Origin of the sequence: Kitasatospora sp. NPDC056184 (assembly GCF_042268405.1) — a bacterium.
Classification (GTDB): domain Bacteria; phylum Actinomycetota; class Actinomycetes; order Streptomycetales; family Streptomycetaceae; genus Kitasatospora.
This window is the reverse complement of the sequence record NZ_JBHJUI010000019.1, coordinates 1-17,511: the sequence shown is the minus strand read 5'-3', so window position 1 is coordinate 17,511 and position 17,511 is coordinate 1. Positions and strand designations below refer to the sequence as shown.

Below are 17,511 nucleotides of genomic sequence, written 5' to 3'. Positions count from 1 at the left end.
CACGCACCCGGCACCACCCGTGAAGGAGCACGCCCGTGAAATGGGACGACCCGGTACAGGCACTGCGGTTCGCCCAGGAGGTCAAAGAGGTCGCACCGGATCCGCTGAACGTACCGGAGGAGGCCGCCGACGACTTCCGCGACGCCCTGCACCACACGGAGGAGCTGATCAGGGTCGCGACCACCCCGGTGGCGATCGGCGTGGTCGGTGAGTTCACCGCCGGCAAGTCCAGCCTGATCGGCGCCCTGCTCGGCAAGCCCGACCTGCTGCCGACCGCGAACCGCGCGACCACCGCGCAGGTGACCGCCCTGCGGCTGCGCGGCGGCCCGCCGGACCGGCCGACCGCGCTCGGCGACCGGGCGGTGGCCGAACTCCTCAGCCCGGCCGACGTCCTGGGCTGCCTCACCTACATGGCGAACGAGCTCTCGGCCGACTTCAAGCGGGAGAAGGAGGGCCTGGACCGCCAGCCGCTCCAGGAGTTCCTGGCGGCCATCGCCACCCCCGCGACCGACGCCACCCCGATGTGGCGCGATCCGCGGACCTGGCAGCGCTTCGACACCTGGGCGCGCGACGCGCTCTGGTCGCACCCGCAGGACAACGAGACCCTGCGCGAGAGCGTCCGCGAGATGCACCGGCTCAGCGAGGCGCTGCTGACCGTCGACCCGGACCTGTTCGGCAGCACGGTGGGGATGTCCACCGCCCTCGCCCGGGCGCTGGCGGACATGGGCAAGGCGGACGAGCCCGGCGCGCCGTACCCGGCCCGGTCGCCGCTGCGCAAGAGGCTCGACCGGCAGAGCCTGGAGGCCGCCCTGGAGCAGGCCTCCCGCACCGGGGCGGCGCTCGGCGACGAGTACCGGGCCGTGCTGTCGCCGCTGATCCGGCGGATCGACGTGGACGTCGACGTCCGGCCCGGCACCTGGGAGGCGGTCGACTCCCAGGACGGCAGCGCGCTGCTGCTGGACTTCCCCGGCCTCGGAGCGGCCGGGCGCCGCGACGACTACCTGTGCCTGTCCCAGCTGAAGAACGTCGAGACCATCCTCGTGGTCCCCCGCGGCGACCTGATGGGCTCCCGGCTGGTCGGCACGTTCTACGGGAAGATGGAGTCGCAGGGCCACCAGCGGGACACGCTCGCCGACAGCATCCTGATGGCCTTCAACAAGTGGGACGCCAACAGCGCCCCGGAGCTGCCCGACGAGACGGTGGCGCTCGGTGCCGCGGCGACGGACGCCTCCGAGGCGCTGCACATGCTCCGGGTCGAGGCCACGAAGCTGCTGTTCGACCGGATCGAGCGGGCGCTGCCGGTGTCGGTGCTCGCCGCGGTCGCGACCGAGGGCTCCGGTCTCGACTGCACGCTCGCGGACCTCTCCGCCATGACCCCGGACGAGGTCAAGGCGATGGCCAAGCGGCGCAAGGAGTGGGGCGAGCTGGCCAACCGGATCGCGCTCGCCGACCCGGGCCACCACTGGGTGCGCCAGCTCGGCGAGTACGCGCGCGACGGCGGGCTGACCGCCCTGCGGGCGATGATCGCCGAGCACATCGAGGCACACGGCGTACGGCTCAAGCGCCGTACCGTCGGCGAGCAGTTCCGGCGCACCCACCGGGCGTGGCGCACCGTGGACGCGCGGACCAGGGCGCACACGGTCGCCGAGGGCAGTCCGGAGCACGCCGAGCTGATCGAGCGGTTCGAGCGGCTGGGAGCCGACGCGGGCCGGCTGATGACGGCGCTGAACGAGCTGCGCAACCCCGCGAAGGCGCGCCAGGGCAGCGGTGGTTCGGTGCTGGCCCGGCTGGAGCGGCAGGCGGTCACCGCGGTGTTCTCCTGGCCGCTCTGGGGCGAGCTGTTCGCCGCCGTCGAGGACGGCGTGGTGACCAAGGCCCCGGTGTCGAGCACGGAGGTCCCCGACTACGTCCGGGTGCTCCCGCCGCACCTGCAGGACGAGTTCCTGAAGAACCTGGCCGGGCAGTCGCAGGAGCGGGACGCCGACACCACGGCGGCCTTCCACCGGCACTACGTGCGGACCGTGACCGCGCTGCGCGAGGACGCGCTGAAGCAGCTGACCGCGTGGGCCGAGTCGTGGGCGGACGAGCAGGAGGAGGTGTTCGGCGAGGTGCACGCGTGGCTCGCCGACGAGGAGACCGGCGTCCGGCTGGAGGCCCTCTTCGCCCACCTCCCGGAGTCGCGGGTGCCCCCGTCCTTCCGGGTCAGCCAGCTGCGGGTGCTCACCACGACCGCGTACTTCCCGCCGACCGCGACGGCCGCCGCCACCGCGTCGGCCGCGGCGCTGGTGCCCACCGACATCACCGGGTTCCCGCAGCTGCCGGACCACGTGCTGCCGTGGAGCCACGACTACCCGGACGACCCCTCGCCCAAGCGGCGGGAGGCCGAGAGCAGCCAGTACGTGGTCGCGCTGTTCCGCAGCCGGCTGGTCGCGGCGGTGTACGAGCAGGCCGCGGCCGCGTTCACCGACATGCTGTCGGCCGCCCTCACCGGCCTGATCCAGCTGGTTCAGCAGAACGCGCGCGCGGTGCCGGACTCGCTCCAGGTCGCCGAGATGATCAGCGCCGGTGCCGCCGGTGCCGCCGGTGCGGCGGACGGCGGCGAGGCGGGCGACGGCGGCGAGGCGGCCGGCCAGTCCGAGGAGAACGGCTCGCTGCGGGCCGTACTGCGTCGTTGGGAGCAGGAGAAGTGAGCACTCTTCAGATCGTTTTCGAGGCCGTCCCCGGTCTCACCGGCGCCGACCAGGCGTTCACCAGCGCCGAGCGCGAGGACGGCGGCCACGTCCTGCCGCAGGTGGTCCTGGAGTCCTACGACAACCTCCTCGGCTACCCGCAGGAGCTGCGGATCATCGAGACGGCGGACGGCTCGGCGCCGCTGCGGCAGTGGCTGCAGAACAACTGGACCGCGCTGCCCTTCCCGGACCACCTGCCGGTCTACGGCCGGCTGGTGGTGATCCCCGGGCTGCCGGTGCCCGCGGAGGTGGTGCGCGGCCCGGAGACGCCGGCCGGGGACGTGCGGGTCAGCGTCACCTGGCAGCTGATCTACCGCAGCGAGAAGGGCGTCCAGTCCGAGGACTTCGGCTCGGTGGAGCTGACCTTCGGCTCCGAGGCCGGCCCGCAGCAGGCCGCTCCGCTGCTGGACGGCATCCCCCGGCACGTCGGCCCCGAACCGGTCTTCAACAACTTCGCCGCGGTGGACTTCGGCAACACCGGTTCGACCGCCACCATCTACAACGGCGAGGAGAACGTCATCTGGCGGATCGACCCCGAGCAGGGCCGCTCCCTCGGCGCCTCGCTCGCCGAGATCGTCCACCGGGCGCCCGGTGCCGAGCCCGCGGCACCGCCGTCCTGGGCGGCGGCGGCCGAGCTGCTGGCCACCCGGGTGCTGGCCGGCCAGCCGGCGGACGAACGCACGCCGCGTCGGCTGGCCGAGCTGCTCACCCTCGGCGACGGCCCCGCGGCGGCGCTGGTCGAGGGCACCGCCCACGAGCTGGAGAAGCTCGCCCGCACCGCCGGGCTCAGCGAGTGGCTGGTCCCGCGGCTGCACGCGGCCTACGACCGGGCCTTCCGCGTCCCCCCGCTGACCCGGCTGGGCCTGCGCCGGGTGGACTTCCTCAGCGGCGCGTCCACCACGTACGAGGTGCCGAGCGTGCTCACGGTCACCGACGGGCGGCTCGCCCTGGGCATGGACGAGTCCAGCTCCCCGGTGCGCGGGCTCAAGCGCCGGCTGCGCCGACCGGGCCCGATCCCGGTGCCGGGCCTCGGCGCGAACGTGGAGCACAGCTCCGACGACCTGATCGCGCTGGCGTTCGTCCGGCTGATCGAGAGCACCCAGGAGAACATCCGCCACCCGCAGACCGGTGAACTGCGCCACCTCACCGAACTCGTGGTCACCCACCCGACGACCACCCCGCCCGACGCGCAGAACCGGCTGAACCACCTGCTGCTGGAGAAGTGCGGCCTGCAGCAGGTCGTGCTGCGGTACGACGAGGGCGTGGCCGCCGGGCTGTTCTTCGTCATGCGGGACTTCGCCGGAAGCCCCGGGTCCGGGGTCGAGGCGCTGCGCGCCGCGTCCCACAAGCTCCCCGACCAGGAGCACGACACCTGGCGCCAGACCATGCTGGTCGTCGACATCGGCGGCGGCACCACCGACATCGCCCTGCTCGGGCTCACCCTGACCGACTACAGCCAGCCGATGACCAAGGAGCAGTCCCGGGTCCGCGGCCGCCGCTACGAGCTGCGGCCCGAGGTGCTCGGCTCCTCCGGCCACCCCGACCTCGGCGGCGACTACCTCACCCTGCGGGTCTACTACCTGCTCAAGGCCGCGTTCGCGGACTACGTCCTGGAACTGGCCCACGAGGAGCAGAGCGCGGCGGCCGGCGGCGGCTGGAGCACGGACTCGCCCGGCCTCGGGGCGGAGCTGCTCGGCCTGCTCCCCGACGAACTGGCCGCCACCGCGACGGAGCCGCCGCGCAAGCTGGCCGCCGAGGTGCTGGGCCACCTCTCCGGCCGGGTCCTGCCCAAGACCCTCGCCCCGGAGGGGGTCGCGGCGGTGCTGGCGGCGGTCCTGCCGACCGGCTGGGAGCCCGGCGCCAACCTGGAGAACCCGCTGTTCCGCAAGGTGTGGGCGGACGCCGAGCGGGCCAAGATCCTGCTCGGCTCCGCGCCGTCCGACGGCGCGGAGCCGGTGTGGACGGTGACCCGCACCCAGGTGATCGGCTGGCTCAACGACCTCACCGACCAGGAGCGGGCCGCCGGGCTGCGCGCCCTGCTGGACCGCCGGGAGACCGAGCACCTGTTCGACATCCGCCGGGAGGACTTCACCCGCCTCGCCGTCCCGGTCTTCCGGGAGGCCGCGGCGATCGCGGTGGAACTGGTGCAGAGCCGGTTCGGGCAGGACCCGTCGCTGACCCTCGACCGGATCATCCTGTGCGGGCGCAGCACCTCGATGCAGATCGTGCTCGACTCGGTCGCCGAGGAGATCGCGCCGCGCACCCTCGCCAACGGCCGGCCGGTGTTCCACAACCCGGCCGCCATCGACGTCGAGGCGCCGTTCGCCAAGCAGGCCACCTCGATCGGCGCGGCCTGGGCGCACGCCCGAAGCCTCGCCCGCACCCGCTCCGGGCTCCGGGCCGACGACGACGCCGACAACCTGCGCACCAGCACGGTGGACATCGAGGTCGGCGACCTGTCGGCGACCCTGCCCTGCGACTTCAGCCTCATCGACAACAACGTCGAACGCGCCCTGGTGTTCGCCGTCGGCACCCCGTACGACGCGGTGCCCGGCGGACGGCTGGCGGTGCGCTCGCCGTGGATCCGGCCGGACCTGTCGATCGACCTGCACCGGCCGCTCAACGGTGAGATCAGCATGAGCTGGGGCACCTACAACGTCCGCCGCAAGGCCCTCGACCAGGGCGTCACCCTGGACGAGGAGCTGTGGGCGGGCCGGCTGTCCGAGGGCGTCGAACCCGTGGTGCGGATGATGATGGAGATCGACGAACGGCTGGAGCCGCGGATCCACTTCCGGCAGGGCGAGCACGCGCACCACGTCGTCGACGGCCCCTACCTCGATCTGGCCGAGCTCGGCTGCGCCCGGCTCGGCGAGGACGGCCACCTGACCGGGCTGGCCGGCCGCGTCACCATGGCCGGCATCAACCGGGACGGCGCGGTCACCGAGCCGGTGGAGGTCCTGCCGCACTGGGCGGAGGCGGCGAAGCTGACCGAGCGGCTGCCGGACACCTTCCACCACAGCCAGGACCTGGCCGGCCCGGACGAACCGGTCCCCGGCCTGCTGGTCCCGTTCGCGCCGGTCCCCGCGGCCAAGGAGTACGCCTTCGCCTACGTCGCCGAGGACGGAACGGAGCGGCCGCTCGGCCGGCTGAAGGCCCCGGTCGGCCCCCGCCGCACCTCCCGCTACCTCAGCCTGGACAGCCTCGGCCGGCTGCGGGTGCACGCCACCGTGCCGCCGTTCCTGGAGGCGAAGGACCTGCGGACGGTGCAGGCGCACCCCGGCACGGTCTACTCCGCGCTCATGACGCAGGACCTCGACAGCCTCTACCCCGACTGGAACCCCTTCAGCGGCCGGCACTGACCCGCCGTCGGACCACGCGTACTGCCCGAAGGACCACGAGGGAAAGGGATCAGCATGGACAGGGACGTCGTTCACTCCGTGGACTCCGTTCACGGCGGCGCCGCCACCGACGGCCGCGCCGCCGAGGCGCACCGGGTGGCGGTGGCCTTCGCCGACGCGCTGCTGGCGCTGGCGGCTCCGGTCGACGAACAGCTGCACCGGCGGCTCGCCGGGGTCGCGGGCACGCTCCGCGGCGTGTGGGAGGAGCAGGTCCGGGACGAGGCACTGTTCCTGGCGCACCGGCACCTGGAGGAGCTCGTCCAGATCGTCTGCCGCGCCCGGCCGGCGGCGACGGACGCCGCGGACGAGGACGGGGAGCAGGCGAAGGTGCAGGCGCCGCCCCGGACGGGCGCCGGGTCCGGCGGTGGGGTCACAGCCTCTGCGGACGGCGACGACGGCGTCCCGCCGGCCCCCGGCGGGACACCGTCCCCGGACGCCGCGGCCACGGAGGACCCGTCCCCGGCCGAGGACCGGCCGGACGCCGCGGAGGCGAACGCCACGGACCCGGACGCCGCGGACGCCGACAAGGACGGCGACGACGACAGCGCCCCCGAGGACGAGGGCCCCATCGACACCGAGGAGTCCCCGGCCGACTCGCCGACCGCCGGCGGGACGACCGACACCGACGAGCCCGACCTCGGGACCGTCCGGTTCCTGCTCAAGAACGAGATCCACTCCCGGTGGCCGTCCGGAACCGGCCGGCCGGCCGAGGGGTTCCGCCCCCAGCTCCTGACGCCGGACCCGCAGATCGCCCCGAACCGCGAGTCCTCCACCGACCACCGGGAACTGGCCCGCGGACTGCGGCTGGACGCGCTGCGGCTGCCGGTGCGCGAGAGCGACGACCTGCACCGGAAGCTGGCCGAGATCCTCGGGACGGACAGCCCTCCGGACGGGACCAGGCTGCCCGGCTTCGACGACCTCCTGGCCCCGGTGCCGTTCGTGGAGCGGTCCGAGACCTCGTCGCCGGAGTACCTGCACGAGCTCTGGGCCCGGTTGGTCCGTCTCCTCGACCCGGAGGACAGCACCGCGGTCCGGCCGCCGCACGCCCTGTCCGACCAGCTGCGGCCGCTGTGCCTGATCGTCCAGCATGCCATGGACCTGATCGCCGTCGTGCGGGAGAGCCTGCTGGTTCCGCACAGCGGCCTGGTCCGCGCGAACGGACTCCAGCACATCACCGCCCTCGACGAACCGACCGCCAGGAACTGGGAGAACGCCGTCCTGACCTGGCTCACCGAGCTGAGCAGGCTCGGTGAGCACGCGAATCAGGCGGCCGGCACGGCCTTCCTGGCGAAGCTGACGGAGCTCGACCACGCCCTCGCCCAGATCATCGCCGATCCGATCCCGACGAGCGGCAGTTGGTGGTACGAAGGGCGCCGACAGCTCCGCAACGGGGTCAACCACGTGATCAGCGCCCAGCACGGCAAGGCGCTGGCCACCTTCGACAGCCTCAAGACGAAGGACATCAGCGCGGTCGCGACCACCCGCACCCTGCCCGGCCGGGTACCGAACATGGTGCTGTGGTGGCTCAGGCTCCCGTACGAACCACCGGGCGGTCAGGGGCCGGTGCTGGGCCAGGCCATCTGCTCCACCCGCCAGCCCACCACCGCCCGCCAGCTCGGGCACTGACGTGACCGGGCACCCCGAGGAGACGGTCCCCACCGGCGGCCCGGCCTGGCACGCCGAGGTGGCCCGGCTGCTCGGCGACACCGCCGTCGGCGAGCGCGCCGGGATGCGCCGCTCGCTGGCCGAGGACCTCGCGGCAGCCGGTCCCGCGGCCGCCTCCCCGGCCCCCGCCGACGGACCGCCGGTCCGGCACCGGATCGCGCTGCTGCACGCCACGCCGCCGCCCGCCGGCTGGCGGGAGCTGCTGGTCCGGCTGCTGGACTCGGCCGCGACCGGCACCGTCCGGCACGACCTGCTCGACGCGCCGGTGGGTCCGGCCGCGGTCGGCCGGCCGGCCGACGGGGCGGCGCGGCCGGTCCGCCAGGCGCACGCGGTGCTGGTCCTGGTGGACTACCCCGCGCTGGAGCGGGCCGCCGCGGACCCGCCGCCCGGGGAGGCCGCCCGTCCGCGGGCCGCGACCGGCGCGCTGCGGCGGGTCCTGCCGGCCGCGGTGGCGGCGGTCGGCGCGGACCGGACCGCCGTCGTGGTGCTGGGCACGGACACGCTCGGGGTGAGCGCCCGGCCGCACCTCGCGGTCTGGTCGGCGGCGACGGTCCGGCGGGTCTTCGGCGAGTCGCTGCACGCGCTCCCGGTCGTCCCGGTGCTCACCGGCCGCGCCCTCGCGGCGCGCACCGAACGGGAGGCCGCCGACGCCGGGCTGGCCGACCTCACGGCGCAGGTGCTGGAACCGTGGACCGCCTCCGCTCCCGCGGCGGTCGCCGCGCTGGCCCGCCGCCGCTACGGAGCGGCGCTGCGGGCCTCCGCGCAGGGCTTCGCCCGGACCGCCGAACCCGACTGGCCGGGCCTGCAGGCGGCCCGGCTGTCCGACCCCGCGTACGCGCGGGAACTGCACGAGAAGCTGATCGCCACCGCGTGCGGCCCGCTGGTGGCCGACGCCCTGAGTGACGCCCAGGAAGGTGCCCCGTGGACACTCTGACCGTCATCCTGTTGATCCTGTCCCTGATCGGCAACGCCGTCCTCACCTGGTTCCTGGTGGCCCGCCGGCCGACCGTCCAGGTGCCCGGGCCGCCCCAGTACATCCAGGTGCCGGGCCCCGAGGTGGTGCGCGAGATACCCGGGCCCGTCCAGTACGTGGAGGTGCCGGGCCCCGAGGTGGTCCGCGAAATACCCGGGCCCGTCCAGTACGTGGAGGTGCCGGGCCCCGAGGTCGTCCGCGAGGTCCCGGTCCCCGGTCCGGAGCGCATCGTCCCGGTCGAGGTCACCAGGGAGGTGGAGGTGCCCGCCCGGTCGGGTCCCCGGTTCGGCGCCGGCCCGTTCCCGGTGGCCGTGCCGAGCGCCTTCCCGATCGGCCGGGACGTCGCGCCGGACACCGTCGTCGACGGCGTCGACCTCGGCCACCTGCACGTCCGGGCCGGGTCCCAGCGCGGTGGCCGCAACCGGCTCGACCAGCGCTACCGCCGCGACGCCTTCCTGACCCGGATCGTGCCCGAGTTCCCCCGGCAGACGCTGCTGTCGGCGGTGGCGGCGGGCAACCCGCTGGGCGCCTGGTCCCACAGCGCCGCCGACGTGCTGGTGAACTCGCTGGCCACCCAGGTCGGCGCGTTCGCCGAGCCGCTGGCGTACGCCCTGTGGGAGGCCCACTCCCCCGACACCGTCAGCGAGTTGCTGCGCTCGGCGCTGCGCGGCACCACGGGCGGGCTGGAGCGGCTCGGCCACCTGCGGCAGGCCGCGCCGGGCGATGTGTCGGCCGACCTGCTGGCCGCCCTGTCCCCGCTCGGCCAGAGCCACTCGGAGACCCGCCGCCAGCTGGTGTTCGGCACCGGCAGCGGAACGGCCCTGCTGCTGCGCGACGGCGTCTGGAGCGAGCAACTGGCCCTAGGCGGCCGGGCCGCCTGGACCGCCGAACGGGCCCTGCCCGACGGGCTGGACCTGCGCTGGCAGCCGGTGGACACCCAACCGGGCGACCTGCTGGTGCTGTGCACCGGCGCCACGGCCGAACTGCTCGGACGCCCCGACGTCGGCGCCTACCTCGCCGAGACCTGGCGGGTCGGCGCGCCCGACCTGACGGCGTTCCTGAACGACCTGGGCGTCCAGGCCCACGGCGCGGACACCGACCGCACCCTGGTCTGCCTCTGGGAGCGCGGCTGAGCCCCGCCGGTGGCCGGCTCCGGGCATGACCCCGGCGGTCATCGACGTCCGGCGGGCCCCCGGGAAGGACGGTGATCACCGCACCGGAGCGTGGTGCGGACCGCGAGGGGGAGGACCCGCAGACGACCGCGACCACGTCGGGCCGGAGGGCCCGGGGGGCCCGGGCCGCTGGTCAGGCGTCCCAGGCGCGGGGGCGGTCCAGGGCCTCCCATTCGGGGCGGAGCAGTGAGAGCACGGCCAGGTCGTAGCGCCGGCCCCGGTGCAGGCAGGCGGAGCGGCTGACGCCCTCGGGTACGAAGCCGGACCTCGCGAGCACGGCCAGTGCGGCGCTGTTGTGGGTGTGGGTCTCCACCGCGAGGCGGTGCAGCGGGAGTTCGCCGAACGCCAGGTCCACGAGGGCGTCCAGCGCCGCCGTGCCGTACCCCCGGCCGCGGTGCTCGGGCGCCAGCACCAGCTCCACGCGGGCCGTGCCGTTGACCATGTCCTGGCCGGTCAGCGCGATGTGGCCGATCGGGAGGCCGCTCGGGAGCAGGACGAGGTAGTCGTCGCGGTCCTCGTTGTCCCGGTCGCGTTCGACGCGCTCGCGCAGCGCGGAGAGCGCCCGCGGCCAGAAGCCGACCTCGTGGGCCGCCACCGGGTCGGCGCGCCAGCTCTGCAGCAGCTCGGCGTCGTCGACGTCGAGCACCGCGAGGCCGACCTCCCCGTTGCGCCAGCTGACCACCCTCACGTCCTCGTCGTCGGGTTCCGTGTCCGCGCTTCCGCCGTCTTCGATCATGGGCGGATGCTACGGGCCCCTCCGGGACGGGGGCCACGGGCTTTCGGCGGCCGCTCCGGGCTACCGGCTGCGGCGGGTGATCAGGGCGTCCAGGCCGTCGAGGATGCGCTCCAAGCCGAAGTCCAGCGCCTGGTCGCGGCCGTCCTGGGTGGTCAGGGCGGCGGCGAGGGCGGGGAAGCGGTCCGCGTGCCGGTGCACCAAGGGGCCGAGAAGGGCGAGGAACTCCGCTTCGGGCGGGCTGCCCGGGCGGGCCGCGCGGGACTGCTCGGCGATGCCGCGGACGTGCCCGGCCAACAGCACCGCCGCGTCCATCCGCTCAGCGCCGGTCAGCCGGTGGCCGTCCAGGGCGGCAACCACGCCCTCCAGCCAGCCGAGTTCCTTGGGGCCGATCACCCGCGGCCCGACGGTGGCGTCGAGCAGCCACGGGTGCCGGGTGAACGAGTCCTCCAACTGCTTGGCCCAGGCCACCAGTTGCTCGCGCCATCCGAGTACGTCCACGGCCGCCGGCGGTTCGCCGACCGCGGCCTCCACCATGAGCGCGACCAGTTCCGCCTTGCCGGGCACGTAGCGGTACAGGGACATCTTGGTGAAGTCGAGCAGCGAGGCCACCTTCTGCATCGAGACGGCGCCGAGCCCGTCGGCGTCCGCGATCTCGACGCCCGCGGCGGCGATCCGCTCCAGGCTCAGTGCGGGCTTCGGCCCCCGGGACGGGCTGGCGGGCGGCCCCCAGAGCAGCCGCACCGCCGCGTTCGCTTCCTCGCCCAACTCCCGCTCTCCGTCCCGTGCGCGCGGCCGCCCCTTGCGGGGCCGCGTAACTGCGTCTACCGTACACAGCAATGAATAGTGTCTGGTGGACACAGTTTTAGCCGACCCCGGATGGAGTGGTTCCCGTGAGCACCAAGGTCCTGATCTCGGGCGCGAGCATCGCCGGCCCCGCGCTGGCCCACTGGCTGGGGCGGTACGGCTTCGAGACCACCGTCGTCGAACTGGCCCCCGCGCTGCGCGGCGGCGGCCAGGCGGTCGACTTCCGCGGCGAGACCCACCTGACCGTGCTGGAGCGGATGGGCGTGCTCGACGAGCTCCGCGCCCTCGGCACCGGCGGAAGCCCGATGACCTTCGTCGACCGGGACGGCCGCCGGCTCCTCCACCTGCCGGCCGACTTCGCGGGCGGGGACGTCGAGGTCCCGCGCGGGGAACTCGCCCAGGTGCTGCACCGGCACAGCCTCCCGCGCACCGAGTACCTCTTCGGCGACTCGATCACCTCCCTGGAGGAGACGCCCACCGGCGTCCGGGCGGCGTTCCGGCACGGCCGGCCGCGCGAGTTCGACCTCGTGATCGGCGCCGACGGGCTGCACTCCAACGTCCGCCGGCTCGCCTTCGGCCCGGAGGAGCGCTACGTCCGCCACCTCGGCTACTACGCGGCCACCTGGCAGCTGCCCAACCGCCTCGGCCTGCCGCCCGGTTCGGTCGGCCTCAACGTGCCCGGCCGGCTCGCCTCGGTCGGGGCCGACCACCGCGACGCGACGCGGGCGGGCGCCTTCTTCGTCTTCGCCTCGGCCGAACTCCGCTACGACCGCCACGACACGGCGCAGCAGAAGGCGCTGGTCCGGGACGCCTTCGCGGGCCTCGGCTGGGAGGTGCCCCGGCTCCTGGAGAGCCTGGATCAGGCGCCCGAGCTGTACTTCGACTCGATCAGCCGGGCCGACGTCCCCGCCTGGTCCACCGGCCGGATCGCCCTGCTCGGCGACGCCGCCTGCGGGGCCACGATCGGCGGGATGGGCACGGGTACCGCCGTGGTGGCGGCGTACGTCCTGGCCGGCGAGCTGGCCCGGGCCCGCGGCGACCACCGCACCGCCTTCGCCCGCTACGAGCGGACCCTGCGCGGTTACGCGCGGGGCTGCCAGAAGGGCGGCGACCGGACCGGACCGTTCCTGGCGCCCGGCACCGCGACCGGGCTGCGTGTGCGCAACGGGCTGTTGAACCGGCGCTGGATCCTCGACCGGATGCTGGAGGCCGGCCGGCGGATCAGCAGCGTCGACCTGCCCGACTACGCGGCCGAACTGTCCCCCGCCGCTCGGGGCTGACCGCCCGCAGCCGTCCCCGGGATCCCCGCCGCCGGGGCGGGCACGGTGGAAACTCCGAGATCCACCGGTGGTCGCCGCCACCACCGGCACCGTCGCCGAGCCCACCGGCCTCGGCCGGTTCCGGGCCGAGGTCCGGCGGCTGTGCGGCTTCTCGGTGCCGGGCGTCGGCCACACGGCCGCCGTCGACACCGATGCCCCCGACCCGGCCAGGCCTCCTGACCCGCGGGGCGCGGTGCCCCGGCGGGCGGCCGGTCAGAACGTGCGGGCCTGGGTGACCTGGTTCAGGTGGACGAGGACGTCGTAGGCCCGGCCGATCGCGAGCTTCGGCATGGGGTCGCTGATGTAGACCGAGCCGGCCTCGTACGTCGGGCGGGAGACGTCCAGCCAGTCGCGGGCCGCCGCGGGCGCGGTGCGCAGGTCGACGTAGTAGTCGCGGTGGCGGACCCGGTCGAGGGTGTACTCGTTCATGTCCGGCGTGGCCGCCGGAACCGTGACGGCCCTCCAGCCGCCGGTCAGGATCTCGTCGTTGGTGAGGAAGGAGCCGCTGTCGAAGGTGAAGCCGACGGCGACGTAGTCGCGGCCGTAGGCGTCGCGCAGGTGGGAGCCCTGCGGCTCGGGGTACAGGAAGGTGTCGGTGGCCAGGTAGCCGGTGTGCCCGTTGTGCGCCGACAGCAGCACCTTGCCGCCGGTGCGGCGCTGCCACCAGGCGGTGTTGTCCGCCATCGCCCGGTCGCGCAGCTGCTCCGAGGCGGAGACGGAGGCCGGGTCGGTGAGGTCCAGGGCGGCGAAGGCGAAGGTCTCGGCGATGTTCCGGGCGTGCTGCACGGCCCAGGCGTGGGCGTCGTCGCCCTGCGACCCGCTCGCGGTGACCAGGTCGAGCGCCTGCCGGGCCCTGGCAGCGTTCTCCCGGCGCTCGGCGACCGGCTCGCGGAGGTACGCCATGACGTCGTCGAAGGGCCGCAGTCCCGCGTAGAGCCCGTCGAGCCGCGGGAGGGCGTCAGGGCGGGCCTCGCGCACGTAGGAGGTGACCCGCTCGAAGATCCCGTCGCCGAGCCTCGGGGCGCCGATGTCGTCGCCCAGGAAGTGGACCGGGTTCCGGGGGTGGCTCCGGTTGTAGGACCGCATCCAGGCGATCAGGTCGGCGAACTCCTCGCGCTCCCACGGGCTGCCGCCCAGGGCGTCCTTGACGAGCTGCCGCGCGTCGCCCGGGCCGCCCTGGAGGTACTCGTCGATCTGCAGGCCGCTGGTCCAGCTCGTCTCCAGGGCGAAGGTGGTGAAGCCCTTCTCCTCGACCAGGTAGCGGAAGAGCCGGTGCTTCATCGCGAAGAACTCGTGCGAGCCGTGGGTGGCCTCGCCGAGGCCGACCACCTTGGCGTCGCCGATCATCGCGCCCAAGGCCCGGAGGTCGGCGCTGCGGCCGCCGGGCTCCGTCGTCCGCAGCGGCTGGGCCACGCTCTCCAGCGCCCGTACGACGGCGGCCTGCCGGGAGTCCGCCGTGTGCACCCCCGCCGGGTCCGCCGGGGCGGCGCTCGCCGCCGCCGGGGCCAACACGGCCGCCGCCATCGCCGCCGCCAGCAGCAGTCCGCGCCGCCCGATCCGCTTGTCAGCCGTCATCGTTCCGACCACTCCTCAACTCGATGGAACACCGTCGACCTCGGCGTTCGATGAGTTGATCTTCGCGGCGGCGGCCACCTCGGCGCCCTGGGGACGGCCTCCGACTTCCCCGGGGGGAAACCCCCGGCGACATTCGGCGGCCCGCCCCCCGGCCGGCGGCGGCCCCCCGTCCGTCAGAGCGCGCGCAGCGCGCGCTCGCACTCCCGGCACCGCTGCTCGGCCAGCGTCGGCGGGTACCAGGGCTCCCCCAGGCCCGGCCGGAAGTGCGCGTGCTCCAGGTCCCCGGTGTCCCGCCCGCACAGGGTGCGCGGCAGCGGGTCCTCCGGGACGTCCGGGTCCGATCCGGCGGCGTGCACGGCCGCCACGGCGGGCTCGACCCCGTCCGGGCCGAGCAGCCGGCCGGGGTCCAGCTCGTAGAGCACGACGATCGAGGCCATGGCACGAGGATCGGTCGCCCGGGCCGCCGGGACACCCCGGGCTGGGCTGTTCGTGGCCGTCCGACGGTTCCCGGCAGCGGCGGCCCTGCCCAGGGGCGCCGACGGGCAAACCGGGACCAAGCGCACAAGCGGACCGGGACCTCCGGACCGCGATCAGGTCCCGGTGGACCGATCCGCCGCCGCCCGCCGCGGGGGCAGTGTGGTGATCACGGCGCAGCGGGGCGGGCCGGCGGGGTGTCACCCGTTCGGACCAGCCGCGTTGCCGCCGCAGGCGCCGTTGGCCAGCGTGGGCGAGGTGTGCCGGCGCGCGGACGGCCGATCCACCGATCGAAGGAGTGCACGTGTACTGGAGCAGCGGGAACTACGAGGCGTTCGCCAGGCCGCGCAAGCCCGAGCGGGCCGACCGGGCGAGCGCCTGGTTCGTCGGTTCGGGGCTGGCGTCGCTCGCGGGGGCGGCGTTCCTGGTACGCGATGCGCAGGTGCCGGGCGAGCGGATCACCATTCTGGAGCGGCTGCGGCTGCCGGGCGGCGCACTGGACGGCATCAAGGAGCCGGAGAAGGGCTTCGTGGTGCGCGGCGGGCGCGAGCTGGAGGACCACATGGAGTGCCTGTGGGACCTGTTCCGCTCGGTGCCCTCGCTGGAGGTCGAGGGCGCCTCGGTGCTCGACGAGTTCTACTGGCTGAACAAGGACGACCCGAACTTCTCGCTCCAGCGGGTCACCGAGCAGCAGGGCCGGGACGCCCGCACCGACGGGCTGTTCGCGCTGAACGACCGGGCGCAGAAGGACCTGGTGCGGATCTTCCTCGCCACCCGCGAGGAGCTGGAGGGCAAGCGGATCGACGAGGTCTTCGGCCGCGACTTCCTGGACAGCAACTTCTGGCTGTACTGGCGGACCATGTTCGCCTTCGAGGAGTGGCACGGCGCGCTGGAGATGAAGCTCTACCTGCACCGCTTCGTGCACCACGTCGGCGGGCTGCCGGACCTCTCCGCGCTGAAGTTCACCAAGTACAACCAGTACGAGTCGATGGTGCTGCCGCTGACCCGCTGGCTGATGGACCAGGGCGTGACCTTCCGCTTCGAGACCGAGGTCACCGACATCGACTTCGACCTCGCGCCCGGGCGCAAGCGGGCGACCCGGATCCACTGGACCGAGGCCGGCAAGCCCGGCGGCGTCGAACTCGGCGAGGACGACCTGGTGTTCACCACCATCGGCTCGCTCACCGAGAACTCCGACAACGGTGACCAGCACACGCCGGCCCGGCTGAACGACGGCCCGGCGCCGGCCTGGGACCTGTGGCGGAGGATCGCCGCCAAGGACCCGGAGTTCGGCCGCCCCGAGGTGTTCTGCGGCAACATCGCGCAGAGCAAGTGGGAGTCGGCCACCGTCACCACCCTGGACCCGCGCATCCCCCGGTACATCCAGCAGGTCGCCAAGCGCGACCCGTTCAGCGGCGGCGTGGTCACCGGCGGCATCGTCACCGCCCGTGATTCCTCCTGGCTGCTGAGCTGGACGGTCAACCGCCAGCCGCACTTCAAGCAGCAGCCGGCCGACCAGATCGTGGTCTGGCTGTACTCGCTCTTCGTCGACCGCCCGGGCGACTTCGTCCGCAAGCCGATGGCGGAGTGCACGGGCGAGGAGATCACCCAGGAGTGGCTGTACCACCTGGGCGTGCCCGAGGCGGAGATCCCCGGGCTGGCCGCCGGGGCCGCCCGCTGCGTGCCGGTGATGATGCCCTACGTGACCTCGTTCTTCCTGCCCCGCAAGGCCGGCGACCGGCCGCAGGTGGTGCCGGACGGGGCGGTGAACTTCGCCTTCATCGGCCAGTTCGCGGAGACCGGGCGGGACTGCATCTTCACCACCGAGTACTCGGTGCGCACCGGCATGGAGGCGGCCTACCGGCTGCTGGACGTCGAGCGCGGGGTCCCCGAGGTGTTCAACTCGACCTATGACGTACGCAAGCTGCTCGCCGCGACCAGCCGGCTGCGCGACGGGGCCGAACTGAACCTGCCCGGACCGGAGTTCCTGCGCAAGCGGCTGCTGCACCGGGTGGAGGCGACCGAGGTCGGCGCGCTGCTGGAGGAGTTCGGGCTGATCGACGAGGGGCGGTAGCGGCACGCCACGGGCCCGGCTGGTCCGCGGACCGATCCGGGTCCGCGACCCGCCGGGCCCGGGCCGCGGGCCGGCGGGTTCCGGCCGCAGCGGCCCCGGGCCGCGCTACGCGACCCGGTGGCCCGGTGCCGAGAGGTCGGTGAACAGCGCACGCCGCTCCTCCTCCGTCAGCCCGCCCCACACGCCGTAGGGCTCCCGGGTGGCCAGCGCGTAGCGGCGGCACGGCACCCGCACCGGGCAGCGGGCGCAGACCGACTTCGCGTGCTGCTCGCGCTCCTTCGCGGCGGCGCCGCGCTCGTTGACCGGGTGGAAGAAGACGCTGCTGTCGACGGTGCGGCAGGCTCCGTCCAGCTGCCAGCTCCAGTGCTGCTCGGCGGCTCCGGGGAGGCGGGAGATGTCGGTCACGGCGGCCCTTCCTGACGCGGGACGGTGGTCGGTGTCACCCGCCCGTCTAACCGCGATCCGGCGGTTCATGCCCGCTCGGCCGGTCGGTTCGCCCGGATGCTCCTATAGGCGTCAAGCCGCGGGAGCGAGTTCGGTTTGAGTGATGTGTGTGGTTGGTGTGCTGGTCAGGGTGCGGTAGACCTCGCGG

General features: G+C 74.3%; 13 protein-coding genes. 8 read left to right on the top strand and 5 right to left on the bottom strand.

Translation table 11 applies throughout. The annotated features are described in order from the left end of the window. Positions 1–35 precede the first annotated feature (35 nt). The 5 genes from ACFC0B_RS29840 to ACFC0B_RS29820 are packed head-to-tail and all read left to right on the top strand — an operon-like array spanning position 36 to position 9,898. Entirely contained in the window at positions 36–2,690 is a 2,655-nt protein-coding gene (locus ACFC0B_RS29840; RefSeq protein WP_376092572.1) for a dynamin family protein, read from the top strand. Further along, the gene (locus ACFC0B_RS29835) at positions 2,687–6,088 is read left to right on the top strand and encodes a hypothetical protein (protein WP_376092569.1); all 3,402 of its coding nucleotides are present in this window, start codon (positions 2,687–2,689) and stop codon (positions 6,086–6,088) included. The genes ACFC0B_RS29840 and ACFC0B_RS29835 overlap by 4 nt, the downstream gene beginning before the upstream one ends. 54 nt (positions 6,089–6,142) lie before the next feature. Next, positions 6,143–7,753, top strand: a complete 1,611-nt coding sequence (locus ACFC0B_RS29830; protein ID WP_376092566.1) for a hypothetical protein — start codon at positions 6,143–6,145, stop codon at positions 7,751–7,753. A 1-nt stretch (position 7,754) separates the two neighbouring features. After that, the gene (locus tag ACFC0B_RS29825; protein ID WP_376092563.1) at positions 7,755–8,726 is read left to right on the top strand and encodes a hypothetical protein; all 972 of its coding nucleotides are present in this window, start codon (positions 7,755–7,757) and stop codon (positions 8,724–8,726) included. Then, positions 8,714–9,898, top strand: coding sequence for a hypothetical protein (locus tag ACFC0B_RS29820; RefSeq protein WP_376092561.1), 1,185 nt, complete (start codon positions 8,714–8,716; stop codon positions 9,896–9,898). Before ACFC0B_RS29825 ends, ACFC0B_RS29820 begins: the two co-directional genes overlap by 13 nt. 172 nt (positions 9,899–10,070) lie before the next feature. Here the strand turns inward: ACFC0B_RS29820 and ACFC0B_RS29815 are convergent, their stop codons facing one another. Together ACFC0B_RS29815 and ACFC0B_RS29810 are read right to left on the bottom strand one after the other, a co-directional pair. After that, complete coding sequence (locus ACFC0B_RS29815; RefSeq protein WP_376092558.1) at positions 10,071–10,673, bottom strand: GNAT family N-acetyltransferase; 603 nt, start codon at positions 10,671–10,673, stop codon at positions 10,071–10,073. Between the two features lie 60 nt (positions 10,674–10,733). After that, positions 10,734–11,438 (bottom strand): TetR/AcrR family transcriptional regulator C-terminal domain-containing protein, encoded by a 705-nt coding sequence (locus ACFC0B_RS29810; protein ID WP_376092555.1) that lies wholly within the window; start codon positions 11,436–11,438, stop codon positions 10,734–10,736. Positions 11,439–11,563: 125 nt separating this feature from the next. Between ACFC0B_RS29810 and ACFC0B_RS29805 the strand changes: the two genes are divergently transcribed. Both ACFC0B_RS29805 and ACFC0B_RS29800 read left to right on the top strand, forming a co-directional pair. Next, positions 11,564–12,757: an FAD-dependent monooxygenase gene (locus ACFC0B_RS29805; protein WP_376092552.1), complete on the top strand. Its 1,194-nt coding sequence runs from the start codon at positions 11,564–11,566 to the stop codon at positions 12,755–12,757. Positions 12,758–12,824: 67 nt separating this feature from the next. Next, positions 12,825–13,061: a hypothetical protein gene (locus ACFC0B_RS29800; protein ID WP_376092549.1), complete on the top strand. Its 237-nt coding sequence runs from the start codon at positions 12,825–12,827 to the stop codon at positions 13,059–13,061. Here the strand turns inward: ACFC0B_RS29800 and ACFC0B_RS29795 are convergent. Next, a complete protein-coding gene (locus tag ACFC0B_RS29795; RefSeq protein WP_376092546.1) occupies positions 13,010–14,371 on the bottom strand; it encodes an erythromycin esterase family protein in 1,362 nt (453 codons plus the stop codon). The two genes, ACFC0B_RS29800 and ACFC0B_RS29795, sit on opposite strands and share 52 nt — an antisense overlap. A 173-nt stretch (positions 14,372–14,544) precedes the next feature. Beyond that, positions 14,545–14,808 carry a hypothetical protein gene (locus ACFC0B_RS29790; protein ID WP_376092543.1) on the bottom strand — a complete coding sequence of 88 codons (264 nt, stop codon included), beginning with the start codon at positions 14,806–14,808 and terminating at the stop codon, positions 14,545–14,547. Positions 14,809–15,149: 341 nt separating this feature from the next. On the opposite strand from ACFC0B_RS29790, the gene ACFC0B_RS29785 reads away from it, so the two are divergent. After that, positions 15,150–16,919, top strand: a complete 1,770-nt coding sequence (locus tag ACFC0B_RS29785) for an oleate hydratase (RefSeq protein WP_376092540.1) — start codon at positions 15,150–15,152, stop codon at positions 16,917–16,919. 105 nt (positions 16,920–17,024) lie between these two features. Here the strand turns inward: ACFC0B_RS29785 and ACFC0B_RS29780 are convergent, their stop codons facing one another. Then, entirely contained in the window at positions 17,025–17,324 is a 300-nt protein-coding gene (locus ACFC0B_RS29780) for a WhiB family transcriptional regulator (protein WP_376092537.1), read from the bottom strand. Positions 17,325–17,511: the final 187 nt, after the last annotated feature.